Origin of the sequence: Sporocytophaga myxococcoides DSM 11118 (genome assembly GCF_000426725.1) — a bacterium.
GTDB lineage: Bacteria > Bacteroidota > Bacteroidia > Cytophagales > Cytophagaceae > Sporocytophaga > Sporocytophaga myxococcoides.
Genome location: NZ_AUFX01000009.1, coordinates 409,400 through 430,424 on the forward strand (window position 1 = coordinate 409,400; position 21,025 = coordinate 430,424).

Below are 21,025 nucleotides of genomic sequence, written 5' to 3' on the forward strand. Positions count from 1 at the left end.
TAAAAATTTAGGTTTAAAGTACTATATATCAATCAAGAGGGTTTGGTAACCTTTTTCTAATTACTATCAATTTACCTACATAAGAATTTTTAAATAATATATTAGGGAAATATTGACTTTTCAATGGCATAAAAACAAAAAAGCCTGCAACACATTGGTATTGCAGGCTTTTAAAAACTCTTGTGTGATTCCGTTTGGATTCGAACCAAAGACCTACTGCTTAGAAGGCAGTTGCTCTATCCAGCTGAGCTACGGAACCCATTCAATGTAACAAAGCAGTCTTTTATCACAGCTCTTTCCGAGGAAAATGATGTCGGGGTGGCAAGATTCGAACTTGCGACCTCCTGGTCCCAAACCAGGCGCGATAACCGGGCTACGCTACACCCCGAAACTTTAAAGAACTTTTGCTTCTCTTTTTAGGGGTTTTGCCTCCCACACTTTTTATTAAGGTATCCGAAGAAAGAGATGCTTCCTCCTACTTAAACAACATAGCCTGCAACACATCGTATTGCAGGCTATATATAAGATCTCTTGTGATCCCGTTTGGATTCGAACCAAAGACCTACTGCTTAGAAGGCAGTTGCTCTATCCAGCTGAGCTACGGGACCCGTTCAATTGAACAAAGCAGTCTTTTAATCACAGCTCTTTCCTAAGAAAGAATGAAGTCGGGGTGGCAAGATTCGAACTTGCGACCTCCTGGTCCCAAACCAGGCGCGATAACCGGGCTACGCTACACCCCGAAACTTTAAAGAACTTTTGCTATCTTTTATAGGTTTTGCCTCCCATACTTTTCCTTAGAAATCCAGCGGAGAGGGGGGGATTCGAACCCCCGGTACGGTTTGACCCGTACGACGGTTTAGCAAACCGCTCCTTTCGGCCTCTCAGGCACCTCTCCCTTTTTCAAAAAAGCGATGCAAAGATAACGGAATTCATTTTAATTGTGCAACTATTTCCTGAAAATAATTGGTTTTTTTTCTAACATATTCACTACAACTCTATACTACAATACTTTACACCTTCCACACCAACATCTTTACTTATATTTTTTTAATTAATTGTTCAAAAAAGCCTATTTTTCCATCCTGTTAATCTCAATTTTTGTTCTAAACAAATGATCTGGAGTAAACCTATCGGTATTCTTGAATATACACTTATCGGAATTTTTCTCCTGTTTTATCTCATGTATTTTATCAGGATGATACTTGTTTCCTCCAAAGTAAGAAGCAACATGAGAAGGTCTTTCTATAAATTCTTTCTTCGCTCTGCATACTTCGGCGCTTTTATTATAGCTTTCCTCGGACCTTCTTTCGGTGATACCAAAAAGGAAATTAAAACCACCAGAAAAGATATATTCTTTGTGCTTGACATTTCAGGTTCTATGGATAGCAATGATGTACTGCCTTCCAGAATTGAAAAAGCTCAAAAGGAACTTTCACGCATTGCAGACAGGCTAAATTCTGCTCGAATTGGACTGATCACTTTTTCTTCAAGCGCAAATCTTATCTGTCCCCTCACCTACGACAAAGACGCTTTTAAAATGTTCATTCAGTCCATTACTAATCAGCAGGTAAACGGCACGTCTAACATGAGTTCCGGCTTGCAACTTGCAATGCAAAAGCTTTCTTCTTATAAAACGCAAATTCACGATGTAGGAAAGTTTGTCATCCTGATTTCGGATGGGGAAAATTTCGGAGAAGATCCTGACAAAGTATTAAAACTATTCAAACAAAAGAAAATAACCCTCATGACTGTCGGCATTGGTACCACTTCCGGAGGCACCATACCAGAAACTTATGGACCTAAAAAAGACAAAGAAGGTCAGGAAATAATCACTTCTCTAAGATCTGCCGAATTAAAAAAACTTGCTGCATTAGCTGGAGGAACTTATTTTGAAACAAACGACAACAGGAATGATCTGGCTTACCTTTCTGACCGCATAAACCGAATCGAGGGTGTTACCACCGGGTATCAGAAAGTAGATGCCACTGCCAATAAATACATTTATTTTCTCCTCTTTGGTTTATTTCTTATTCTTCTGGACGTTTTAATCACTGTTAAAACTATTAGTTTATGAGATTGATACTTCTTGCCAATATATTTTTTGCAATCTGGAGCTTCCTAAACAGGTTTTCAGAGATCAATAATTATATTGATTCCGCAGAGCAAAACTTTCAGAAGGGGGAATATGAACTTGCGATAAAAGACTATACAATCCTGATCAACCATTATAAGATCAAAGATGAAGACATTCTACTAAATCTTGCGCACAGCTATTATAACATCCAAGACACTTCCAACTCAAAAAAAATATATCACAACTTACTGAACTCAGATGACAGCATTACAAGATCTATAGCACATCAGCAACTAGGCAACGTATTCTGGATGACTGGCAAAAAAAACAAAGCCGTTTACCATTACACCGAATCTCTGAAAGCAAATACTTCTAATGAAACCGCCAGAATCAACTTTGAGCTCATTCAGAAATTAATAAAATCTGAAGAGCAATATCAGACAAGTGTTCGATATAAAAAAGAAAAACAAGCCTCAGGTCAGGGAAATACCGGGAAATCTTCAAATAAGACTAAGGAAGGAAGCGGTAACTCTATCAATCGCTCAGGAAACAAAGGAGACAATAATACACAAAGGTCTGCTTCTAATGAAGGCGGAAATTATCAGGGAAGCCAATCTGATACTGAAAATGATAAAAATGAACTGAGAAATCAAAAAAACGGTAATAAGGAGAATGAAGACTTAATTACTAACAAATTAAAAGCTGCTAACCTGAGTCTTCAAAGAGCAAGAGCAATTCTTGATGCAATGAAGCAAAATGAAATTCAATATCTTCAGCAAAAACAAACGGCAAAACCTGAGGACGAACAGGATTTACCAGATTGGTAGCAAGATAAACATAATCAGCAGTTCACAACAAAGTTCAACCGAATTGTATTTAGAGCGTACAAACTAGCGTTGAATTTAAACCCTAACACAGATCATGAAAGAAGTTTATATCATATCCGCAGTAAGAACACCAATAGGCAGCTTTGGAGGCTCATTAGCTAATTTTTCAGCTACTCAACTAGGCAGTATTGCTATTAAAGGTGTATTGGAAAAATCAAAAATCAAGCCTTCGGATGTAGAAGAAGTAATCATGGGCAATGTACTTACCGCAAATCTAGGGCAAGCTCCAGCACGTCAGGCGGCAATATTTGCAGGACTACCCACTTCTGTTGTATGTACGACTATCAACAAAGTTTGCGCTTCTGGTATGAAAGCGGTGATGCTGGGTGCTCAATCCATAATGCTTGGTAATGCCGATATAGTTATTGCCGGAGGCATGGAAAGTATGTCTAATGTACCTTACTATGCAGACAGAGCAAGATTCGGACTTCGCCTTGGTCATGGAACTATGATAGATGGTATTATTAAAGATGGCTTGTGGGATGTCTATAAAGATTATCACATGGGCAACGCTGCTGAAAACACCGCCAGACAAATGAATATTACACGTGAGATGCAGGATAACTTTGCAATTGAAAGTTACAAAAGAGCTGCAGAAGCCGTGAAATCAGGAGCATTTAAAGAAGAAATAATTCCTGTGAAAATTGAGCAGAGAGGTAAAGATCCTTTGGTAATATCGGAAGATGAAGAGTATACAAAAGTAAATTTTGAAAAAATACCCGGTCTGAAACCGGTGTTTGACAAAGAAGGAAGCGTCACTGCAGCAAATGCCAGCACTCTTAACGATGGAGCCTCTGCCCTACTTCTAATGAGCAAGGAAAAAGCAGAGAGTCTTGGCATCAAACCTCTTGCTTCTATTATAGGATTTGCAGATGCCGAACAAGATCCTGAATGGTTTACTACAACTCCATCCCTTGCTATACCAAAGGCGATCAAACTTGCTGGTATAGCAGCCTCTGAGGTAGATTACTACGAAATCAATGAGGCATTTTCTGTTGTATCCATCGCAAACAATATTAAACTTGGCCTGGATTCTTCAAAAGTTAATATTTACGGAGGTGCCGTAGCATTAGGCCATCCGATTGGTTGTTCCGGAGCCAGAATCATCACTACATTGACTAGCGTATTAAACAATAAAAATGGAGCTATAGGAGTTAGTGGTATTTGCAATGGAGGTGGCGGGGCCTCTGCTTTAGTTATCAGAAAAAATTAAAACCGACAGAATTTTAATAGAATTTCCAAGTAAACGTTCTGTTTAAAACTTTTCCTATTATGTCCTTTTTATACAGAAATGCAATTCTTCTGCTTATGGTATTGGCTGCTATTCCAGCTCTAAGCCAGAGTCAGAAGTTGATCTCTACTTATTATCCGAAATATGATAGTGCAGGGATGAAAATTCCTGTCAGAGAACAATATTATGTAAATGAAGAAGACACAACAATAAAAAACGGAAGTTATACTTTATTTTCCCCTGAAGGAGATATACTAATAAAATCAACTTACAAAGACAATCTCCTTGATGGGCCATATGCGGAATTCTATGAAAACGACAACCCTAAGGTAAAAGCCACATACTCCAAGGGAAAAAAGGTCGGAGAACAAGTGAATTACTCTATTCAAGGAAACCTTCTTTCAAAAGAGGTCTATGAAAAAACTTCAACTTCCGATCTTCAACTTTATAAAAAATATGCTCCTTCCGGGAAGCTTACAGGAGAAGGCTTTGTCAAAAATGGATTGTATGACAGCACCCTTACAGAATACTATGAAAATGGAGCTGTAAAGACCAAAATGGCATTCAGACAGGGTAAAAGGAAAGGGCCTTTTTCTGTCTTTGACCCAAAGGGAACTCTTTTACAAAAGGGATTCTATGAAAATGACAGCCTCAACGGCATGATCACCTCTTATTTCAATAGTGGAAAGATCAAGAGCACTGCTATGTATAAGAAAGGATCGGTAGATGGAATTGTTGAGGAATATTATCAGTCTGGCAAAGTTCGCTCTGAGATAACTTATCAGGACAACAAGAAAAATGGGCCAGCCAAAACCTTTTTCGAAAACGGAAATCCGGAAACAGAAGAAAATTATAAAGGCGGATTTCCTTCCGGATACTTCAAGACCTATTATCCTGAAGGCGGAATAGAAACAGAATCTTTTAAAGATGGCAATAAAAACCAGATCAAATTTAAAAGATACGGCAAAACAGGTACTGTTCTTTCAGAAGGCACCATGGTAAATGGTCAGCCTGAAGGAACCATCAATTCATTCTATGATAATGGCACCCCCAAAAGTGTTTTTAATTACAAAGCAGGAGTTAAAACCGGAAAAAATATCTCCTACCATGAAAATGGCAATATTGCAGAAGAAAGCATTATTAAAAACGGCGAAGAAGGAGTTATACAAAACACCAGATTATATAATAAAGAAGGCAAACTTATTGAGCAACAGAGTTACATTACCAAATCTGAAAAAACCTCTAACAGCAAACGTAATTCCGAGAAAAACAAAAGCATTACCGGAGATCTTGACAAGACCAAAACCGGGGAGTGGATTTCTTATTGGGACAATGGCAAGCTTAAATCAAAAGAAACTTATGTCAATGATGCCATTCATGGAGAACGCTTAGTTTATGATTCTGATGAACAGTTGATTGAAAAACAATACTATTCCAATGGTATAAAAACCGGTGTGTGGCAGACCTTTTACCCTTCTGGAAAAATAAAAAGCCAGACAACCTACAAAAACAGCACTCCATATGGCAATCATAAAAACTTTTATGAAAACGGTCAGGTCGAATATACAGGGAGCTATATAAATGGTAAGAAAACTGGTTCCTGGAATTACTATAATGCTGAAGGTAAACAGGTTCGAAGCGAACAGTATAAAAATGACATAAAAGTTTCTGAAAAAAATCATAAGTAAATTACTAAAAATAACCTTGTGACATCATAAGGTTATTTTTTTTTATATTTTTGCGTTCCTGAAATAAAGCATGAACGCAATAAAAGAAACCAACTTCTCCTTTCCCGGACAGACGGCATTTTACAGGGGAAAAGTAAGAGATGTCTATTCATTTGCAGATAAAATTGTAATGGTAGCATCAGACAGAATATCAGCATTTGATGTGGTACTCCCAGAGCCCATCCCCTACAAAGGACAGGTACTTAACCAAATAGCATCCATTTTCCTTAAAGCAACTTCTGATATAGTCCCCAACTGGGTTAAATCAGTCCCGGATCCATCGGTGACGATTGGAATCAAATGCTCTACATTTCCTGTTGAAATGGTAATCAGAGGCTATCTTGCCGGTCATGCCTGGAGGGAATATAAAGCAGGAAAAAGAACTCTTTGCGGAGTAGCCCTACCCGAAGGACTTAAGGAAAACGATCCTCTTCCTTCACCTATTATAACCCCAACTACAAAAGCAAGCGAAGGGCACGATGAAGATATTTCCAGAGAAGAAATATTAAAACAAGGTCTTGTATCAGAGGCAGACTATATAGTACTTGAAAAATATACCAGAGCTTTATTTCAAAGAGGTACAGAAATCGCTAAAACAAGAGGCCTAATACTCGTTGATACTAAGTATGAATTTGGGCATTCTGATGGAAAAATTTATCTTATTGATGAGGTGCACACACCTGATTCTTCAAGATATTTTTATGCAGAGGGATACGAAGAAAGACAGAAAAAGGGTGAAGTTCAAAAGCAGTTATCAAAGGAATTTGTAAGACAATGGCTCATTGAAAACGGATTTCAAGGTAAGGAAGGACAAAAAATTCCACAAATGACACCTGAAATAGTGAAAAATATATCAGAAAGGTACATTGAACTTTTTGAAAAAGTAACGGGAGAAAATTTCAAAAAGCCCAATTCTGCTGAAGATATTCAGGAAAGAATAAAGAAAAACATACTTAATGCAATAAATGCTAGTAATTGATTTTTAAAAGATTTTTTATAAATTTATATACCTAAGGGGAATTATATGAAATATACGATTGAAAAAACAGAGAAATACAGTCTTGTTCAACTTCACGAAGAAAAACTGACTTCTGCTACTGCACCTGAGTTAAAATCAGAATTAGTTAAATTAAATGCAGAAGGTTCAAAAAATATCATTCTTGACATGAATGACGTGAAATATGTCGATTCTTCAGGACTAAGCTCTATTCTTGTGGGAAATCGCCTTTGCGATAACGAACAAGGAATGTTTGTTTTGACCGGAATTAGCGATCATGTAATGAAACTGATTAAAATTTCTCATCTTGACAATATTCTGAATTTAATCCCCACTGTAGAAGAGTCTGTGGATGCGATATTCATGAATGAACTGGAGAAAAATCTTAGGGCTGAAAACAAAGAAGAATAATCGCATTGCCTTTTGAGATTAAAATACTAGGCTCTAATTCAGCCACTCCTGTCTTTAACAGACATCATTCTTCGCAGTTACTTACAATCAACAACCAGCTATTTCTAATTGATTGTGGAGAAGGGACACAACTTCAGCTGATCAAATACAAGATCAGGTTTACAAAGATTAACTATATATTCATATCTCACCTGCACGGAGATCATTACCTTGGTCTCGTTGGCTTGCTGAGTACCATGCACTTAAATGGGAGGACAAAAGACTTATATCTTTTCGGTCCTCCCGGGCTGGACGAAATCATTACAATCCAGCTGAAATATTCAGAGACTTTCCTAAACTTTAAAATCATTTTTACCGAACTAGATACAACGGCTCAAAAAGTCATTCTGGATTTGGATAATCTGACGATAGAGACCATACCTCTGATACACAGAATAAAATGCTGTGGTTTTCTTATCAAAGAAAAGCCCAAGAAAAGAAAAATTGATAAAACCAAAGTTCCTGACCACTTAACTCCTCTTCAGATAATTGCTTTAAAAGAAGGAGAAGATGTAGTGGACAAAGAAGGACATTTGTTAAAAAGCGAACTATATACATTCCCTGCCAGAAAAAGCAGAAGCTATGCTTATTGTTCTGACACTGCATACAATCCGGCTATGTTCGGACAAATCGAAGGTGTGGACATGTTATACCATGAGGCTACCTTCCTTCATGATATGGAAAGCCGGGCAAAAGAAACCCACCATACTACAGCTCTTCAGGCTGCATGGACTGCCAGAGAAGTAAAAGCTAAGACTTTATTGTTAGGTCACTTTTCTGCAAGATACAAGGATATTGAACCTCACCTAGTAGAAGCAAAAACCATCTTCCAAAATTCCTTTCTTGCCGAAGAAGGATTATTATTCACAATAGATGATGAACCGCTATGAAAAACACCATTTCCGGGAAAAAGATGAATCTATTCATCTTCCTGACAGGAATTTTCCTGGTTAATGCTCTTACTGCTGAAATCATCGGGCCAAAAATATTTTCACTTGAAGCACTATTAGGCTTCAAACCAGCTCAGATTCCTTTTTGGAATAATATAAAACTTGATTTTAACCTCACAGCTGGCGCCATCATTTGGCCTGTAGTATTTATAACTACAGACATTATCAATGAATATTTCGGAAAAGATGGAGTAAAAAAAATCAGCTACCTTGCAGCAGCTCTAATCGCTTATGGGTTTGGTGTCATCTATCTTGCTACCGACCTCCCCCCTGCTGAATTTTGGATCAAGATCAATAATACAGATCATTCAGGCACTCCATTTAATATTGACTACGCATATGGCAAAATCTTCAGACAAGGCTTTGGAATTATGATTGGCTCTATTCTAGCCTTCCTGATTAGCCAGCTGCTGGATGCATACGTATTTCATACTATTAAAAATAAAACCGGAGGTAAAGGAATCTGGTTGAGAGCAACCCTTTCAACACTTGTGTCCCAACTCATTGACAGCTTCCTGGTACTTTATATAGCCTTTTATATCTTCGGAGGAGAGTCACAATGGTCCTTATCACAAGTCTTTTCCGTGGGAATCATTAACTATATCTATAAATTCGGAGTGGCAATAATCCTCACTCCATTACTTTATGTTGCCCATTACCTGATAGATATTTACCTGAAAGATTCTAATACAGAAAATGCATTGGCTCTGGACTAAAGATTAACTTCTTCTCACATTATCAAGAATAACTGCGCTTGCTACAGCTACATTTAAAGATTCTGCACCTCCAAAACGAGGTATTGTAATTTTATCTGTTACAAAACTTTCCAAGTCCTCATTTATTCCGGAAGCTTCATTCCCTAGCAATATTGCCCCTGTTTCAGGAAAACTTACTTTATGAATATTTTCTCCGTTGAGAAATGCACCAAAAACTTTTACTCCGGCAAGATTCAAATCTTTAAGATAAATTTTCAGATCACAGTAGTGCATTTTTACACGAATAAAAGAGCCCTTGGTAGCCGAAATAACTTTAGGATTATAGTGTTCCGCACACTGTTCACTGCAAATTACCTTTGAAATCCCATACCAGTCTGCGATTCGAATTAATGTACCAAGATTTCCCGGATCCCTTACTTCGTCAAGTATAAGAACAAACTCTCCTTTATTCACCTTCAAAGCTTGTTCCTCTTTCATTCTCACAACAGCCAGTGCCGCATTATTACTTTCCAATGTACCGACTTCGGTCAATTCTTTCTCATCAGTATATTCAAAAGTGACTAAAGAGGATTTTATCAGAGCTTCATTTTCTTCAAAAAATTGAGAAGTAACGAAAAGATGTTCAATCTTAAAGTCTGACTCTAATAATTCCTTAACATTTATAGCACCTTCAACTAAAAACATTTGGTGCAGTTTACGGTATTTCTTAATTTGTAAAGATTTGATAAGTTTTTGTTTATTTCTGGAAATCATACCCAGTGTCGAATTTTAAGTCAATATATTATATTTTATTCATAGGAAGTACGCTTTTTTTTACCTTCGCCTGCTCACCAACAAAGCAACTTAAAGAAAACGAGTACCTTCTGTATAGACAGACTATTAAGGGAAACAGAAAAATTCCTTATGATGATCTCTCTGTCTATTATAAACAGATTCCTAACAGGAAATTTTTAGGTACAACACCATATGTTGCTATATACTATCTTGGTAAAAGGAATTATGATTCACTGAAAACTGCCAATAAAAGAGATTCTATTGCGAAAAAATATGATCAGAAAATAGAAGCTGCCCAAAAACCTAAAAAACGTCGAAGACTTGAAGACCGGAAAGAGAAGCGGCTTGAGGTTTTAAACAAAAACCTCAAAGATGGCAACTGGCTGATGAGGGTTCCCGGTGAGAAACCGGTTATTTACGATTCAGCCCAGATGAATCTGACAGAAAAACAAATGAAATACTACCTTCATTCTCAGGGCTATTTTCTTTCGGATGTAACTTCTGATGCAGATACTTCAGGTAAAAAAATTTCTGTTGTATATAAAATACATGAAGGTGATTACTATAAGATAAAATCTATTAAATATTCTATTAAAGATAAAAAGATAGACAGCCTGGTTAACGCTAATCTTAAGGACTCTCCATTAAAAATCAACAACAGATATAAAGAAAGCGATGTCTCAGATGAAAGGGAAAGACTAACAAAATTACTTAAGGATAAGGGGTATTTCGATTTCAGCCGACAATATATATTCTTTAAATTGGATAGCACTATTGGCAACAAATGGATAACCATGGAAATCTTGATTCAAAACCCTTCAGGTCAGGATTCCCATAATCAGTATACTATCTCTCAGATTTATTTTAACACAGACCTCTCTCCCAGGAAAGAGAAAACAAGAGACACGCTGGAATATAGAGGAATTCATTATATATTCTATGACAAGCGTTTTTCCAAAAAACTGTTAAACTCCAAGATGAGTTTTCACCCAGGTGATCTTTACAACCAGAGTAAAATTCAGATAACCCAAAGGCAGCTTGGGAGTATGGATATGTATAGGTTTGTCAATATAAATTTTGAAAAAAATAAAGATTCGGCTCAAACACTTACTGCTTTTATTAACACCAGTCCTTTGCAAAAATATCAATTGACTCAGGAATATGGTGTCAATGTCGGACAGGCATTTTACCCGGGCCCTTTCGGAAACATCACCATCAGGGCTAGAAATTTCCTGAAAGGATATGAAGTATATGAAACCTCATTCAGATATTCTATTGATGCACAATATGGATTTTCAGACTCAACTGGAGTTTTCAGAACGCAGGAATATGGAGTCAATACAAGTGTTGCATTTCCTCAGATTTTCATTCCTACACAATTGAGGTTTAAATTCAAAGAATATGCTCCGAGAACAAAACTACTTACCGGATATAATTTTGTAATGCGCCCTGAATATACAAGACAAACTATCAGAGGTGCTTTGACCTATAGCTGGATGCCAAGTATTTTTAAACAATACAATGTCTCACCTATAGACATCAATATAATCAATTCTGTAAAGAGTACTAATTTTACGAATTACCTTGCTAAGTTAGACAGTTCCGGAAATAAATTAAGTGTCAGCTTTAGACCTGCTTTTGTTACAAGCTTCAATGCCTATTTCGTCTATAATAACAGTGAATTTGGCAAAATCAAAAAATCAAAATACTTTAAGCCTTTTGTTGAAATCGGAGGATTAATTCCTGCTCTTTTAAGGCAAACAGACTCTACACTCTTTGGTTTGCAGTATTTCGAATTTATACGCCTAAATTCCGATTTGAGGTTTTATCGTCCTGTAGGCAAATTTAACGTAATTGCCACACGAATAAACGCTGGTATTGCCCGGCCTTTCGGAAATTCCGCAAAAAATGGAAATTTTGTTTTACCTTATGAAAAATACTTCTTTGCCGGAGGAAGTAATAGTATCAGAGCCTGGAGACCTCGGAGATTAGGCCCCGGTTCATGGAAAGATCCTATAAACGGTTACAAATTTGAACAACCAGGAGAAATTTTACTTGAAGCGAGTTTAGAATACAGGTTTAATATTTTCAGTTTCTTTGATGGTGCAGTATTTGCTGATGCCGGAAACACATGGACATTTAACTATGACGAAACAAGGCCGGGAAGCCAGTTCAAACTTGATTCTTTTTACAAACAAATTGCCTTAGGCATAGGCTATGGCATAAGACTCAACTTTTCTTTCCTGATTCTCAGATTCGATATCGGATCCAAAATTTATGATCCGGGAGAACCTGAAGGAAAAAGATTTATAGGTCCGAAATTAATAAAATATCCGCCATTTGGAATTTCCAACCAAACAGCTCTTAATATTGGTATCGGGTATCCATTCTAGTATCGAATAAAACTTCTTATTCTTGACACTAATCAAATTTTAAAAGAAATTGCATAGATATATGCAGGATAAATGATTGTTTCAAAAATCCGCAATACACTAATATTAATGAATAGAATAGAGATAGAAAACTTTTTCAAAGGGCTGCAGGACAGAATCACCAAAGCATTGGAAAAATGTGACGGTAAAGCATCCTTTGAAGAAGATAATTGGACAAGAGCAGAAGGCGGAGGAGGTAGAAGCAGAGTAATTCAAAATGGTAATGTTTTTGCTAAAGGAGGTGTTAATTTTTCCGCAATATGGGGGCCAGCTCCTGAGAAGATTACCAAGGCTCTGCAAGTAAATGGAAATGAATTCTATGCTACTGGAGTTTCTATTGTAATCCACCCTCAATCTCCTATGGTACCAATTATTCATATGAATGTTAGGTACTTTGAAATGAATGACGGCACTTGGTGGTTTGGAGGAGGAATAGATCTTACCCCCCATTATATTAACTCTGAAGATGCAGTTTATTTTCACAACAATCTTAAAGAGGTTTGCGACCGCTACCATTCTTCATACTATAGTCAATTCAAAGAGTGGGCGGACAACTATTTTTTCATTCCTCACAGAAATGAAACTAGAGGTATAGGAGGCATATTTTTTGATCGCCTTTCAGAAGACAGGGAAAAAGGAATTTCAAAAGAAGACAGGTTTGCATTTGTGCAGGATGTTGGAAATCTTTTTGCGCCTCTTTATATAGAAATAGTAAACAGAAATAAAGAGAAGCCCTACTCTGAAGCTGAGAAGAAATGGCAAAGTTTGAGACGTAGCAGATATGTAGAATTTAACCTTGTTTATGACAAAGGAACAAAATTTGGGCTTGACACCAATGGCCGTACAGAATCAATACTTATGAGTATGCCACCCTCTGCCAATTGGGAATATAACTATTCAGCACCAGAAGGAAGCAGAGAAGCTGAAACAACTTCCCTGCTAAGAAAAGGTATCAATTGGGTTAATAATAAATAACAAATGCTGGAAACATTAGACAAATGGGATAAAGTTTTAATGCTTTATCTCAATGCCCTTCATTCTCCCGCACTTGATGGTACAATGATTTTCCTCTCAGCTAAAGCGGTCTGGATACCCTTATACTTACTTATTATCGGAATAATAATTAAGATCTACAGAAAAAAATCCGTAGTAGTTATTTTAGTCATTATTTCACTAATCGGCGCATCGGATTTTATTACTTCCTCCATAATAAAACCTCTTGTCAAAAGGGAAAGGCCGTGTCATAATAAGGAAATTAACCCAAAGCTTTATATACCGATTGGTTGCGGAGGAGCATATGGATTTGTCTCATCCCACTCTGCCAATACATTTGCCTTGGCAACCATTCTATTGCTTATTTCCAGAAAAAAAATCTGGTGTCTGCTCTATTTATGGGCATTTTCAGTTGCTTACAGTCGTATCTACCTGGGGGTTCATTACCCTGGAGATATTATTTGCGGCGCTGTAATCGGTATTATCCTTGCCTTTGTATTTTACCTGATTTATAAAAACCTTAATACAAAAGCAGCGATTCAACGTCTACAATAAATTGAGTCTTCCCATAAATTCATCTTTATAAGAAGCACCAATAGGTATCTGCTTATTATTGATGAGAATGAAAAGATTTTCAATAGCCTCGATTTTATCTGTATTAACAATATATGATCTGTGCACCCTTGCAAAGTTTTCTTTAGGCAACCTTGCCTGGAAACCTTTCATGGTGGAATGTACAATATATTTATTGTTATTTGAAGTGAAGATCATGATATAATCAGCCAAAGCTTCAATATACAATATATCCGTCAGGTTAATTTTCACAAACCTTTGTTCGCTTCGAACATAAAGTTCATTTCTATTAGTAAGACGAATTTGCTGCATTTCCAGCATCTCTTTCACCTTTCCGACTGCAATTAGAAACCTTGCATAAGTAAGCGGCTTAAGTAAATAATCCACAACTTTATATTCAAATGCTTCTGCAGCATGCTCTCTCTTTGAAGTAATAAGCACAACCAACGGAGGATCATCAAGGGATTTGATAAGTTCATACCCAGACATCTCGGGCATTTCCACATCCAGGAACAGAATATCTACTTTTGTTTTACTCAAAACATTCGCAGCTTCAATTCCACTAGTGCAAACACCAACGAGCTTTAAGGAATCCGTTTGCTGAACGAAATGCTGAACCATATTTCTGGACATTTCTTCATCATCGACAATTAAGCAATCCATTAGTTCTTGGGAATTTGTGTTATAACTTTAATTATGATTAATTTAAAACTAAGAAAACCTGTCTGCAAGTATTTTCTGAATATATTTTCCTAAAATATCAAATTCCAGATTTACTATCGTCCCTTTTTCAACAAATTTAATATTTGTATGTTCGTAAGTATAAGGAATTATAGCAACTGAAAAAGAATTTTTCCCAGCATTTACAACAGTTAAACTTATTCCATTTACACAAATAGAACCTTTTTCAACAACGATTCCATTTTTTGAAGGATCAAATTCAAATGTAAATACCCAGCTCCCATTACTATTGACAACTTCTTGGCAAATACCTATCTGATCTACATGGCCCTGAACCACATGACCGTCAAAACGGCCAGAGGCAGGCATTGCCCTTTCCAGATTTACAAAATCTCCCTGCTTAAGAGTTCCCAGATTAGTTTTATTCAAGGTTTCCTCAATAGCTGTTACGTCAAAAGTATTATCTTGTCTATTGACATTCGTCACGGTAAGACAAACACCGTTATGAGAGACACTTTCATCAGGTCTTAGCTCATTTGCAAAAGAAGCTTCAATTTTGAACCTGAGATTTCCTTGTAAGGCTTCTACGGAAACAACCCGTCCCAACGTTTCAATAATTCCAGTAAACATATAAAAATTTATTTTCCTCTGCCCTGAATCATAATGAGAACAGTGTAAAGTATAATTCTGAAATCCATTGCCAGGGACATATTTTCTATATACAAAATATCATATTTAAGTCTTTTCACCATTTGATCTACGTTTTCAGCATAACCAAATTTCACCTGCCCTAAAGAAGTAATTCCCGGACGAACTCTATGCAAATGAATATAATGCGGTGCATGCTTTACAATCTGGTCGATAAAATAGTGCCTTTCGGGCCTTGGTCCAACCAAAGACATTTCACCAATCAACACATTAAAAAATTGAGGAAATTCATCTATCCTGGTTTTCCTCATAAATTTTCCCCAAGGAGTAATTCTTACATCATCTGTAGAAGACAAGGCTGGCCCCATCATCTCAGAATTCACATACATACTTCTGAATTTAATAATCTTAAAAGGCTTCCCATCTTTACCAATCCTTTCCTGCAAATAAAATATTGGACCTTTGGATGTATATTTTGTCATAAGAGAAACAAACAACAAAAATGGAAAACCTAAGGTCAGCACCAAAATTGCAGCCACAATATCCACACCCCGCTTCACAATTTTCTGCCATAAAGGAATAAGATCCTGATTGATCTCAATTAGTGGGACTCCAAATACCTGATGTATTTTTACAGAACCTAATAACAAATGATATACATCCGGAATAATGCTTATTCTGATTTTTTTGCCTGTTAACAGACCCAGTATCTCAGAAATTCTATCATGTTCATTAGGTTCTACAGCTATAATCACATGCTCAATTTTATTTTCGGAAATTATAGAACTGAGACTTGTATAGCCCCCCAGACATTCCAGTTCCTGTTCCATTTCCCTCCCATTCTCTTGATGAACTCTTACAAAACCGACTACATCAACACCGATTATAGATGCATTTTTCTGTATTTCAAGGAGTATATCTTTGGCCCGTTTGTCTGAACCAATAATAATACCTTTAAAACTCAGCTTTTTATTTTTTATAAGTTTTTTAATTCTTGAAATTAAAGCAACTCTCAAAATAGTGGTGAGCGTAAACTGAGTTAAGAAGTATGATATAAAAGTTTTATAATAAGCTGTGTACCGGTTAACGCCGGCGTCATCAAGAAATAAAATAAAAAAGACTATAACACATCCCAGAAAAGTTGTGGTAAGCAAAAGCATAACTTCTTTTACTCTTGACTTCTGATATATGTCTCTGTAGAATCCAAAAAAAGCATAAAATACAACCCAATAGGTACCTATAACCAAGGCGTTTCTGATCAATAGCATACTAAACTGCCTGCCATTTTCTTCCAATATGTATTTTCTTAAAAAGAAAAAAAATAACCACGCTATTACAGCGGCTAAAAAATCTAACGTGATATAGCTAAAGATATGGTATTTTTTTTTCAACTTTAAAAAGCCTTTTATTTTACAAACTATTTTAAATTCCTGAATATTGTTCTTCTTTTTAAAGTAAGCGGAGTTAAAAAATATTCTCTTTGGAATAATTTACTCAAAAATATAGTTTTTTTTATAAAGGTTAAAATATAAAATTATAAGTGTTTAATCATGGAGGATAATTATAAAACGCAAGGGCTAAGAAGGCAATTGATTAAAAAACTGAAAGACAAAGGAATAAACGATGAGGAAGTATTAAAAGCAGTTGAAAAAGTACCTCGTCATTTTTTCTTTGAGAAAGCTTTTCTCGAACATGCATACGAAGATAAGGCATTTCCAATAGGAGAAGGACAGACAATTTCCCAACCTTATACGGTGGCTTTTCAAACTTCACTTCTGGAAATAAAAAAGGGGGATAAAGTCCTTGAAATCGGAACTGGGTCAGGATATCAAAGCAGTATACTTCTTGAAATGGGTGCTAAGCTTTATACTATTGAGTACCTAAAACCTCTGTATGAAAAGGCTAAAGCTTTTTTACACTCTCAAAAATACAAAGTTAACGTCTTTTGTGGCGATGGAACATTGGGTTTGCCGCAATTCGCCCCTTACAATAAAATTCTGGTAACTGCCGGTGCTCCGCATGTACCTGAGAAGCTCGTTGAACAGCTTGCTCCAGGGGGAATACTTGTAATTCCTGTAGGTGATGAAGAAACCCAACATATGATCAAGATCATTAAAACTTCAGACAATCAAATAAAACAGGAACGGCATGGTATTTTCCGCTTTGTTCCTTTAACCGGAAAAGACGGTTGGTAATCAAAACATTTATCAAATTTGAAAAAATTCGCCTCTGAATCTCTGGTAACCATGACAGAATTGGTTTTACCTAACGATACAAATCCCCTACACAATCTGATGGGAGGAAAAATGATGCACTGGATGGATATTGTATCTGCAATTAGTGCACAAAAACATTCGAACAGCGTGGTTGTGACTGCCTCTGTTGACAATGTATCATTTTCCAGTCCGATTAAACTTGGGAATGTAGTAACTTTAACTGCGAAAGTCACAAGATCATTTTCAACTTCTATGGAAGTGCATATAGAAGTGTGGGCAGAAGACATTCCTTCAGGGACTAAAATTAAGAGCAATGAAGCTTTCTTTACTTTCGTGGCAATGGATGGAAATGGAAATCCGAGAAGAGTTCCGGAGCTTGTCCCTGAAACGGAAAAAGAAAAAAGTTTTTATGAAAGCGCTATGAGAAGAAGAGAACTGAGGCTAGTTCTGGCGGGCAGATTAAAAGCACAAGATGCTACTGAACTTCGCTCACTTTTTAAAGAATAGGAAAACTAAACAGAGGATGTTCAATATGAACCCCTCTGTTTTTTTATCTTGATTTAATTCTAAAATCAGGCTCCTCTAATGATTCTCAGGAGAAATGCTACAACAGCCAATACTAAAAGTACATGAATGATCCCTCCTACTGCGTCTCCAAATCCGAGAAAGCCTATTAACCACAAAACAACTAGAACCACAGCGATGATATATAAGAGATTTCCCATAAATTTTTATATGTTATTATTTGAAATAAATAGACATATTTTATTAACCTCTATATAAAAAAAAATGTTATGGAGAGTTTCAATCTCCATAACATTTTAAATAAAATTGTCCACTATCTTTTACTTTACCAACCTAGTATCCAGGCAAATATAAGAGGTGCAACTATTGTAGCATCAGACTCAACTATAAATTTCGGAGTGGTTATATCTAGTTTACCCCAGGTAATCTTTTCATTCGGAACCGCACCTGAATATGAACCGTAACTAGTTGTAGAATCAGAAATCTGACAGAAATAACTCCAGAAAGGAATATTTTCCATTTCCATATCCTGATACAGCATCGGAACTACACAAATAGGAAAGTCGCCTGCAATTCCTCCACCTATTTGAAAGAAGCCTACTCCTTTGCCCGAAGAGTTATTTACGTACCAATCAGACAACCACATCATATATTCAATTCCAGACTTCATTGTAGTCGCTTTGAATTCTCCTTTTATACAATAAGATGCGAAAATATTTCCCATAGTTGAATCTTCCCATCCTGGTACAATAATCGGAAGATTTTTTTCAGCTGCGGCTAACATCCAGCTATCCTTTGGGTCAATTTCATAATACTGCTCCAACTCACCAGACAGAAGAATTTTATACATAAACTCATGTGGAAAATAACGCTCTCCCTTATCATTGGCACTTTTCCAGATATTATATATATGTTTCTGAAGCCTTCTGAATGCTTCTTCTTCAGGAATACAGGTATCTGTAACTCTGTTGTAATGATTTTCAAGCAAATCCCACTCATCCTGAGGACTTAAATCTCTGTAATGAGGCACTCTTTTATAAGAATTATGTGCAACGAGGTTCATGATATCTTCTTCCAGATTGGCTCCAGTGCAGGAAATTATCTGAACCTTATCATTTCTTATCATTTCTGCCAGAGATTTTCCTAATTCTGCTGTACTCATAGCACCAGCCAGAGTAATCATCATCTTCCCGCCTTCCAACAGGTGCGTTTCATAACCTTTTGCTGCATCAACAAGAGCTGCCGAATTGAAGTGCAGGTAATGCTTTTCAATAAATTGAGAGATAGGACCTTTCATTTAATTTTATATTTATGCTCGTTATTATTTTCTTTCTAGAATTTTGCGCAAAGATAACCATTCGTTTCTCCTTTAAAAAGAAACTTGGTGATAGGTTATTCACTTCAGGTCATTTTTGAGTAAATTGGTGTCATGAGTCTTAATAATTATCAACTTAATCCGGAAGCTGTTCAGAACCTATTCAACGACTTTGTTTATATCATTCCGGAGAAATCCTCAGACCTGATCATAAAAAAGCATTCGGATTTGCCTTCTGCTCCCTCAATCCCAAAAATAAACCCAGAGCATATTGAGGTAAAAAAAGAAGAAACAAAACCACTTAAAGAAATTAAAAAGGATGATTCATTTAATTTAAAAGAATTAAAGAAAGAGCTTACATCATCAAAGATTTCCAAAAGAGCCATTATCATTATCAAAGAAGAGGATGCAATTAACGAATTAAAGACATTTCTTTTCAAAATTCTTCAGGCTGTAAAACTTTCGGAATCTGAAATACATTTGCACGTTCTTTCAGATGGCAGTTCAGTTGACCTGAATGCGATTTTAAAGGATTATTCTACACAAAAAGTACTTTCATTCGGAACTCAGTTTTCAGCTGAACATAAAGCAGAACTTAACAAAGAAACAGTATTCTCAAAGGATACAAAGCTATTCCAGACTTTTAGCCTGAAAGAACTAATTACTGATACCGATAAGAAAAAAATATTATGGGGAAATCTTCAGGTAATTTTTCCTAGTAAATAATTACTTATTATTTACTCCTTTTAAAATAAAAAAGGCTGTTTATATAAACAGCCTTTTTTATTTTAATCCTCTTCTATATTAATTAACGCTTAAGTAAGACAGAACCTTGTTTAACATAAGGTACTTTGTACTTGCCTGCCCCTTCATAGGTAACTGTCCATGGATATACCCCCTGCTCCATTATTTTATCCAGATAGAAGCCATCCCATGACTTTTCTAAATCATTGCTTTGGAAGATGATCTCACCCCATCTGTTAAAGATTGTGATGTTGAAATTTTCAACGTGGTGACCAAATATCTGATATACATCATCCTTACCATCACCATCTGGAGTAAAGACGTTAGGGAAGAAAACTTCAGGAGCACATTCTTCAATAACTTTTACATCTTTTTGAACACTACAGGTAGTAAATGAATTTGTTAAAGTTAACTGATAAATGCCTGGTGCTGTAATAGTCAAAATCTTTGAAGCTATATTACCCGGTGTCCACAGATAAGTGTCGCCACCAGTGCCTTTTCCTTCAATGGCAAAGGAAGGATCTGTTAAAGGACAGAAGGTAAATTCTGAAGGCATATTGATTACCGGAAGTTTATTTATACTAACCTTTACAGTATAAACTGGAGAGAAGCAACCATTCTCATTACCCTGCAAATAATAAGTTCCTGCAGATACTGATTTAGGATCAGAAACAACACTAGTCCCTAATTGATCGCTCCAATAAGTAATAATTAAATTTGGAGATGCCCCACTTATAACTCCAGGAGCAGTTAAATCGACTAACTCGGGCTCACATGCCATTAAATTACCATTCACTGTAAATACTGGAGCTGGATTAACAGTCACTGTTACAGGCTGAACATCTGAACAAGTTCCTAAATCACCTTTAATATAGTAAGTTCCTGCTCCTACGGAGGCTGGAGTAGCAACTACTGTCGTTGCAGCTGCATCACTGAAGTAGCTGAATGTTAAACCTGCCGTTGAACCTGTGGTTACAGAAGCAAGTGTCAGGTTTCCATTAGCCGGTGCACACACTGCTATCGGATTGGTTACTACTGTTGCACTAGGATTAACAGTCACTGTTACAGGCTGAATATCTGAACAAGTTCCTA

General features: G+C 36.4%; 21 protein-coding genes and 5 tRNA genes. 14 read left to right on the forward strand and 12 right to left on the reverse strand.

Annotation, left to right across the window (positions count from 1 at the left end):
• Positions 1 to 185 precede the first annotated feature (185 nt).
• The 5 genes from K350_RS0112525 to K350_RS0112545 form a co-directional block, all read right to left on the reverse strand.
• Positions 186 to 259 (reverse strand) — tRNA-Arg (locus K350_RS0112525).
• Positions 260 to 313: 54 nt separating this feature from the next.
• Positions 314 to 388: transfer RNA gene (locus K350_RS0112530), tRNA-Pro, on the reverse strand.
• A gap of 146 nt (positions 389 to 534) precedes the next feature.
• Positions 535 to 608, reverse strand: a tRNA-Arg gene (locus K350_RS0112535).
• 57 nt (positions 609 to 665) lie between these two features.
• Positions 666 to 740: transfer RNA gene (locus K350_RS0112540), tRNA-Pro, on the reverse strand.
• A 66-nt stretch (positions 741 to 806) separates the two neighbouring features.
• Positions 807 to 895 (reverse strand) — tRNA-Ser (locus K350_RS0112545).
• A gap of 216 nt (positions 896 to 1,111) precedes the next feature.
• On the opposite strand from K350_RS0112545, the gene K350_RS0112550 reads away from it, so the two are divergent.
• The 8 genes from K350_RS0112550 to K350_RS0112585 all read left to right on the forward strand — a co-directional run bounded on the left by K350_RS0112550 (position 1,112) and on the right by K350_RS0112585 (position 9,032).
• On the forward strand, positions 1,112 to 2,074 hold the full coding sequence (locus tag K350_RS0112550; RefSeq protein ID WP_028980204.1) for a vWA domain-containing protein: 963 nt from the start codon (positions 1,112 to 1,114) through the stop codon (positions 2,072 to 2,074).
• Complete coding sequence (locus K350_RS0112555; RefSeq protein ID WP_028980205.1) at positions 2,071 to 2,901, forward strand: tetratricopeptide repeat protein; 831 nt, start codon at positions 2,071 to 2,073, stop codon at positions 2,899 to 2,901. The genes K350_RS0112550 and K350_RS0112555 overlap by 4 nt, the downstream gene beginning before the upstream one ends.
• 94 nt (positions 2,902 to 2,995) lie before the next feature.
• Entirely contained in the window at positions 2,996 to 4,174 is a 1,179-nt protein-coding gene (locus tag K350_RS0112560; RefSeq protein ID WP_028980206.1) for an acetyl-CoA C-acyltransferase, read from the forward strand.
• Between the two features lie 59 nt (positions 4,175 to 4,233).
• Positions 4,234 to 5,880 carry a toxin-antitoxin system YwqK family antitoxin gene (locus K350_RS0112565; protein WP_028980207.1) on the forward strand — a complete coding sequence of 549 codons (1,647 nt, stop codon included), beginning with the start codon at positions 4,234 to 4,236 and terminating at the stop codon, positions 5,878 to 5,880.
• A gap of 70 nt (positions 5,881 to 5,950) precedes the next feature.
• Positions 5,951 to 6,898, forward strand: a complete 948-nt coding sequence (locus K350_RS0112570) for a phosphoribosylaminoimidazolesuccinocarboxamide synthase (RefSeq protein ID WP_028980208.1) — start codon at positions 5,951 to 5,953, stop codon at positions 6,896 to 6,898.
• A 45-nt stretch (positions 6,899 to 6,943) separates the two neighbouring features.
• Complete coding sequence (locus tag K350_RS0112575) at positions 6,944 to 7,327, forward strand: STAS domain-containing protein (protein ID WP_028980209.1); 384 nt, start codon at positions 6,944 to 6,946, stop codon at positions 7,325 to 7,327.
• A gap of 5 nt (positions 7,328 to 7,332) precedes the next feature.
• Entirely contained in the window at positions 7,333 to 8,256 is a 924-nt protein-coding gene (locus K350_RS0112580; RefSeq protein WP_028980210.1) for a ribonuclease Z, read from the forward strand.
• Positions 8,253 to 9,032, forward strand: a complete 780-nt coding sequence (locus K350_RS0112585; RefSeq protein WP_028980211.1) for a queuosine precursor transporter — start codon at positions 8,253 to 8,255, stop codon at positions 9,030 to 9,032. Before K350_RS0112580 ends, K350_RS0112585 begins: the two co-directional genes overlap by 4 nt.
• A gap of 3 nt (positions 9,033 to 9,035) precedes the next feature.
• On the opposite strand, the gene K350_RS0112590 is transcribed toward K350_RS0112585, so the two are convergent.
• Complete coding sequence (locus K350_RS0112590; protein ID WP_028980212.1) at positions 9,036 to 9,785, reverse strand: TrmH family RNA methyltransferase; 750 nt, start codon at positions 9,783 to 9,785, stop codon at positions 9,036 to 9,038.
• A gap of 5 nt (positions 9,786 to 9,790) precedes the next feature.
• Between K350_RS0112590 and tamL the strand changes: the two genes are divergently transcribed.
• From tamL to K350_RS0112605, 3 genes are all read left to right on the forward strand, one after another.
• The gene (gene tamL / locus K350_RS0112595; RefSeq protein WP_051313097.1) at positions 9,791 to 12,199 is read left to right on the forward strand and encodes a translocation and assembly module lipoprotein TamL; all 2,409 of its coding nucleotides are present in this window, start codon (positions 9,791 to 9,793) and stop codon (positions 12,197 to 12,199) included.
• A 108-nt stretch (positions 12,200 to 12,307) separates the two neighbouring features.
• Positions 12,308 to 13,213, forward strand: coding sequence for an oxygen-dependent coproporphyrinogen oxidase (gene hemF / locus K350_RS0112600; protein WP_028980214.1), 906 nt, complete (start codon positions 12,308 to 12,310; stop codon positions 13,211 to 13,213).
• A gap of 3 nt (positions 13,214 to 13,216) precedes the next feature.
• Positions 13,217 to 13,786, forward strand: coding sequence for a phosphatase PAP2 family protein (locus K350_RS0112605; protein WP_028980215.1), 570 nt, complete (start codon positions 13,217 to 13,219; stop codon positions 13,784 to 13,786).
• On the opposite strand, the gene K350_RS0112610 is transcribed toward K350_RS0112605, so the two are convergent.
• Genes K350_RS0112610 through K350_RS0112620 form a run of 3 tightly spaced genes read right to left on the reverse strand, consistent with a single transcriptional unit; the run spans position 13,778 to position 16,524 of the window.
• Positions 13,778 to 14,467, reverse strand: coding sequence for a LytR/AlgR family response regulator transcription factor (locus K350_RS0112610; RefSeq protein WP_028980216.1), 690 nt, complete (start codon positions 14,465 to 14,467; stop codon positions 13,778 to 13,780). The genes K350_RS0112605 and K350_RS0112610 overlap by 9 nt on opposite strands.
• Before the next feature lie 48 nt (positions 14,468 to 14,515).
• The gene (locus K350_RS0112615; protein ID WP_028980217.1) at positions 14,516 to 15,115 is read right to left on the reverse strand and encodes a riboflavin synthase; all 600 of its coding nucleotides are present in this window, start codon (positions 15,113 to 15,115) and stop codon (positions 14,516 to 14,518) included.
• 8 nt (positions 15,116 to 15,123) lie between these two features.
• Positions 15,124 to 16,524, reverse strand: coding sequence for a sugar transferase (locus K350_RS0112620; RefSeq protein ID WP_028980218.1), 1,401 nt, complete (start codon positions 16,522 to 16,524; stop codon positions 15,124 to 15,126).
• 159 nt (positions 16,525 to 16,683) lie between these two features.
• Here K350_RS0112620 and K350_RS0112625 point away from each other — a divergent pair, with 159 nt between their 5' ends.
• Positions 16,684 to 17,328, forward strand: coding sequence for a protein-L-isoaspartate(D-aspartate) O-methyltransferase (locus tag K350_RS0112625; RefSeq protein WP_028980219.1), 645 nt, complete (start codon positions 16,684 to 16,686; stop codon positions 17,326 to 17,328).
• A 51-nt stretch (positions 17,329 to 17,379) separates the two neighbouring features.
• Entirely contained in the window at positions 17,380 to 17,856 is a 477-nt protein-coding gene (locus tag K350_RS0112630) for an acyl-CoA thioesterase (protein ID WP_051313098.1), read from the forward strand.
• A gap of 65 nt (positions 17,857 to 17,921) precedes the next feature.
• Here K350_RS0112630 and K350_RS32360 read toward each other — a convergent pair whose 3' ends face one another.
• Both K350_RS32360 and K350_RS0112640 read right to left on the reverse strand, forming a co-directional pair.
• The gene (locus K350_RS32360) at positions 17,922 to 18,074 is read right to left on the reverse strand and encodes a lmo0937 family membrane protein (RefSeq protein WP_156027023.1); all 153 of its coding nucleotides are present in this window, start codon (positions 18,072 to 18,074) and stop codon (positions 17,922 to 17,924) included.
• Between the two features lie 125 nt (positions 18,075 to 18,199).
• Positions 18,200 to 19,171, reverse strand: a complete 972-nt coding sequence (locus tag K350_RS0112640; protein WP_028980221.1) for a deoxyhypusine synthase family protein — start codon at positions 19,169 to 19,171, stop codon at positions 18,200 to 18,202.
• 132 nt (positions 19,172 to 19,303) lie between these two features.
• Between K350_RS0112640 and K350_RS0112645 the strand changes: the two genes are divergently transcribed.
• Positions 19,304 to 19,915: a hypothetical protein gene (locus tag K350_RS0112645; protein ID WP_028980222.1), complete on the forward strand. Its 612-nt coding sequence runs from the start codon at positions 19,304 to 19,306 to the stop codon at positions 19,913 to 19,915.
• An 82-nt stretch (positions 19,916 to 19,997) separates the two neighbouring features.
• Here the strand turns inward: K350_RS0112645 and K350_RS0112650 are convergent.
• The coding region (locus K350_RS0112650; RefSeq protein WP_028980223.1) for a T9SS type B sorting domain-containing protein at positions 19,998 to 21,025 on the reverse strand (1,028 nt) is incomplete at its 5' end.

Bases quoted from the DNA above. Each gene is read 5' to 3' on its own strand.
- K350_RS0112550 (WP_028980204.1), top strand. From the start codon at position 1,112: ATGATCTGGAGTAAACCTATCGGTATTCTTGAATATACACTTATCGGA.
- K350_RS0112555 (WP_028980205.1), top strand. From the start codon at position 2,071: ATGAGATTGATACTTCTTGCCAATATATTTTTTGCAATCTGGAGCTTC.
- K350_RS0112560 (WP_028980206.1), top strand. From the start codon at position 2,996: ATGAAAGAAGTTTATATCATATCCGCAGTAAGAACACCAATAGGCAGC.
- K350_RS0112565 (WP_028980207.1), top strand. From the start codon at position 4,234: ATGTCCTTTTTATACAGAAATGCAATTCTTCTGCTTATGGTATTGGCT.
- K350_RS0112570 (WP_028980208.1), top strand. From the start codon at position 5,951: ATGAACGCAATAAAAGAAACCAACTTCTCCTTTCCCGGACAGACGGCA.
- K350_RS0112575 (WP_028980209.1), top strand. From the start codon at position 6,944: ATGAAATATACGATTGAAAAAACAGAGAAATACAGTCTTGTTCAACTT.
- K350_RS0112585 (WP_028980211.1), top strand. From the start codon at position 8,253: ATGAAAAACACCATTTCCGGGAAAAAGATGAATCTATTCATCTTCCTG.
- K350_RS0112590 (WP_028980212.1), bottom strand. From the start codon at position 9,785: ATGATTTCCAGAAATAAACAAAAACTTATCAAATCTTTACAAATTAAG.
- hemF (WP_028980214.1), top strand. From the start codon at position 12,308: ATGAATAGAATAGAGATAGAAAACTTTTTCAAAGGGCTGCAGGACAGA.
- K350_RS0112605 (WP_028980215.1), top strand. From the start codon at position 13,217: ATGCTGGAAACATTAGACAAATGGGATAAAGTTTTAATGCTTTATCTC.
- K350_RS0112610 (WP_028980216.1), bottom strand. From the start codon at position 14,467: ATGGATTGCTTAATTGTCGATGATGAAGAAATGTCCAGAAATATGGTT.
- K350_RS0112615 (WP_028980217.1), bottom strand. From the start codon at position 15,115: ATGTTTACTGGAATTATTGAAACGTTGGGACGGGTTGTTTCCGTAGAA.
- K350_RS0112625 (WP_028980219.1), top strand. From the start codon at position 16,684: ATGGAGGATAATTATAAAACGCAAGGGCTAAGAAGGCAATTGATTAAA.
- K350_RS0112630 (WP_051313098.1), top strand. From the start codon at position 17,380: ATGACAGAATTGGTTTTACCTAACGATACAAATCCCCTACACAATCTG.
- K350_RS32360 (WP_156027023.1), bottom strand. From the start codon at position 18,074: ATGGGAAATCTCTTATATATCATCGCTGTGGTTCTAGTTGTTTTGTGG.
- K350_RS0112640 (WP_028980221.1), bottom strand. From the start codon at position 19,171: ATGAAAGGTCCTATCTCTCAATTTATTGAAAAGCATTACCTGCACTTC.
- K350_RS0112645 (WP_028980222.1), top strand. From the start codon at position 19,304: ATGAGTCTTAATAATTATCAACTTAATCCGGAAGCTGTTCAGAACCTA.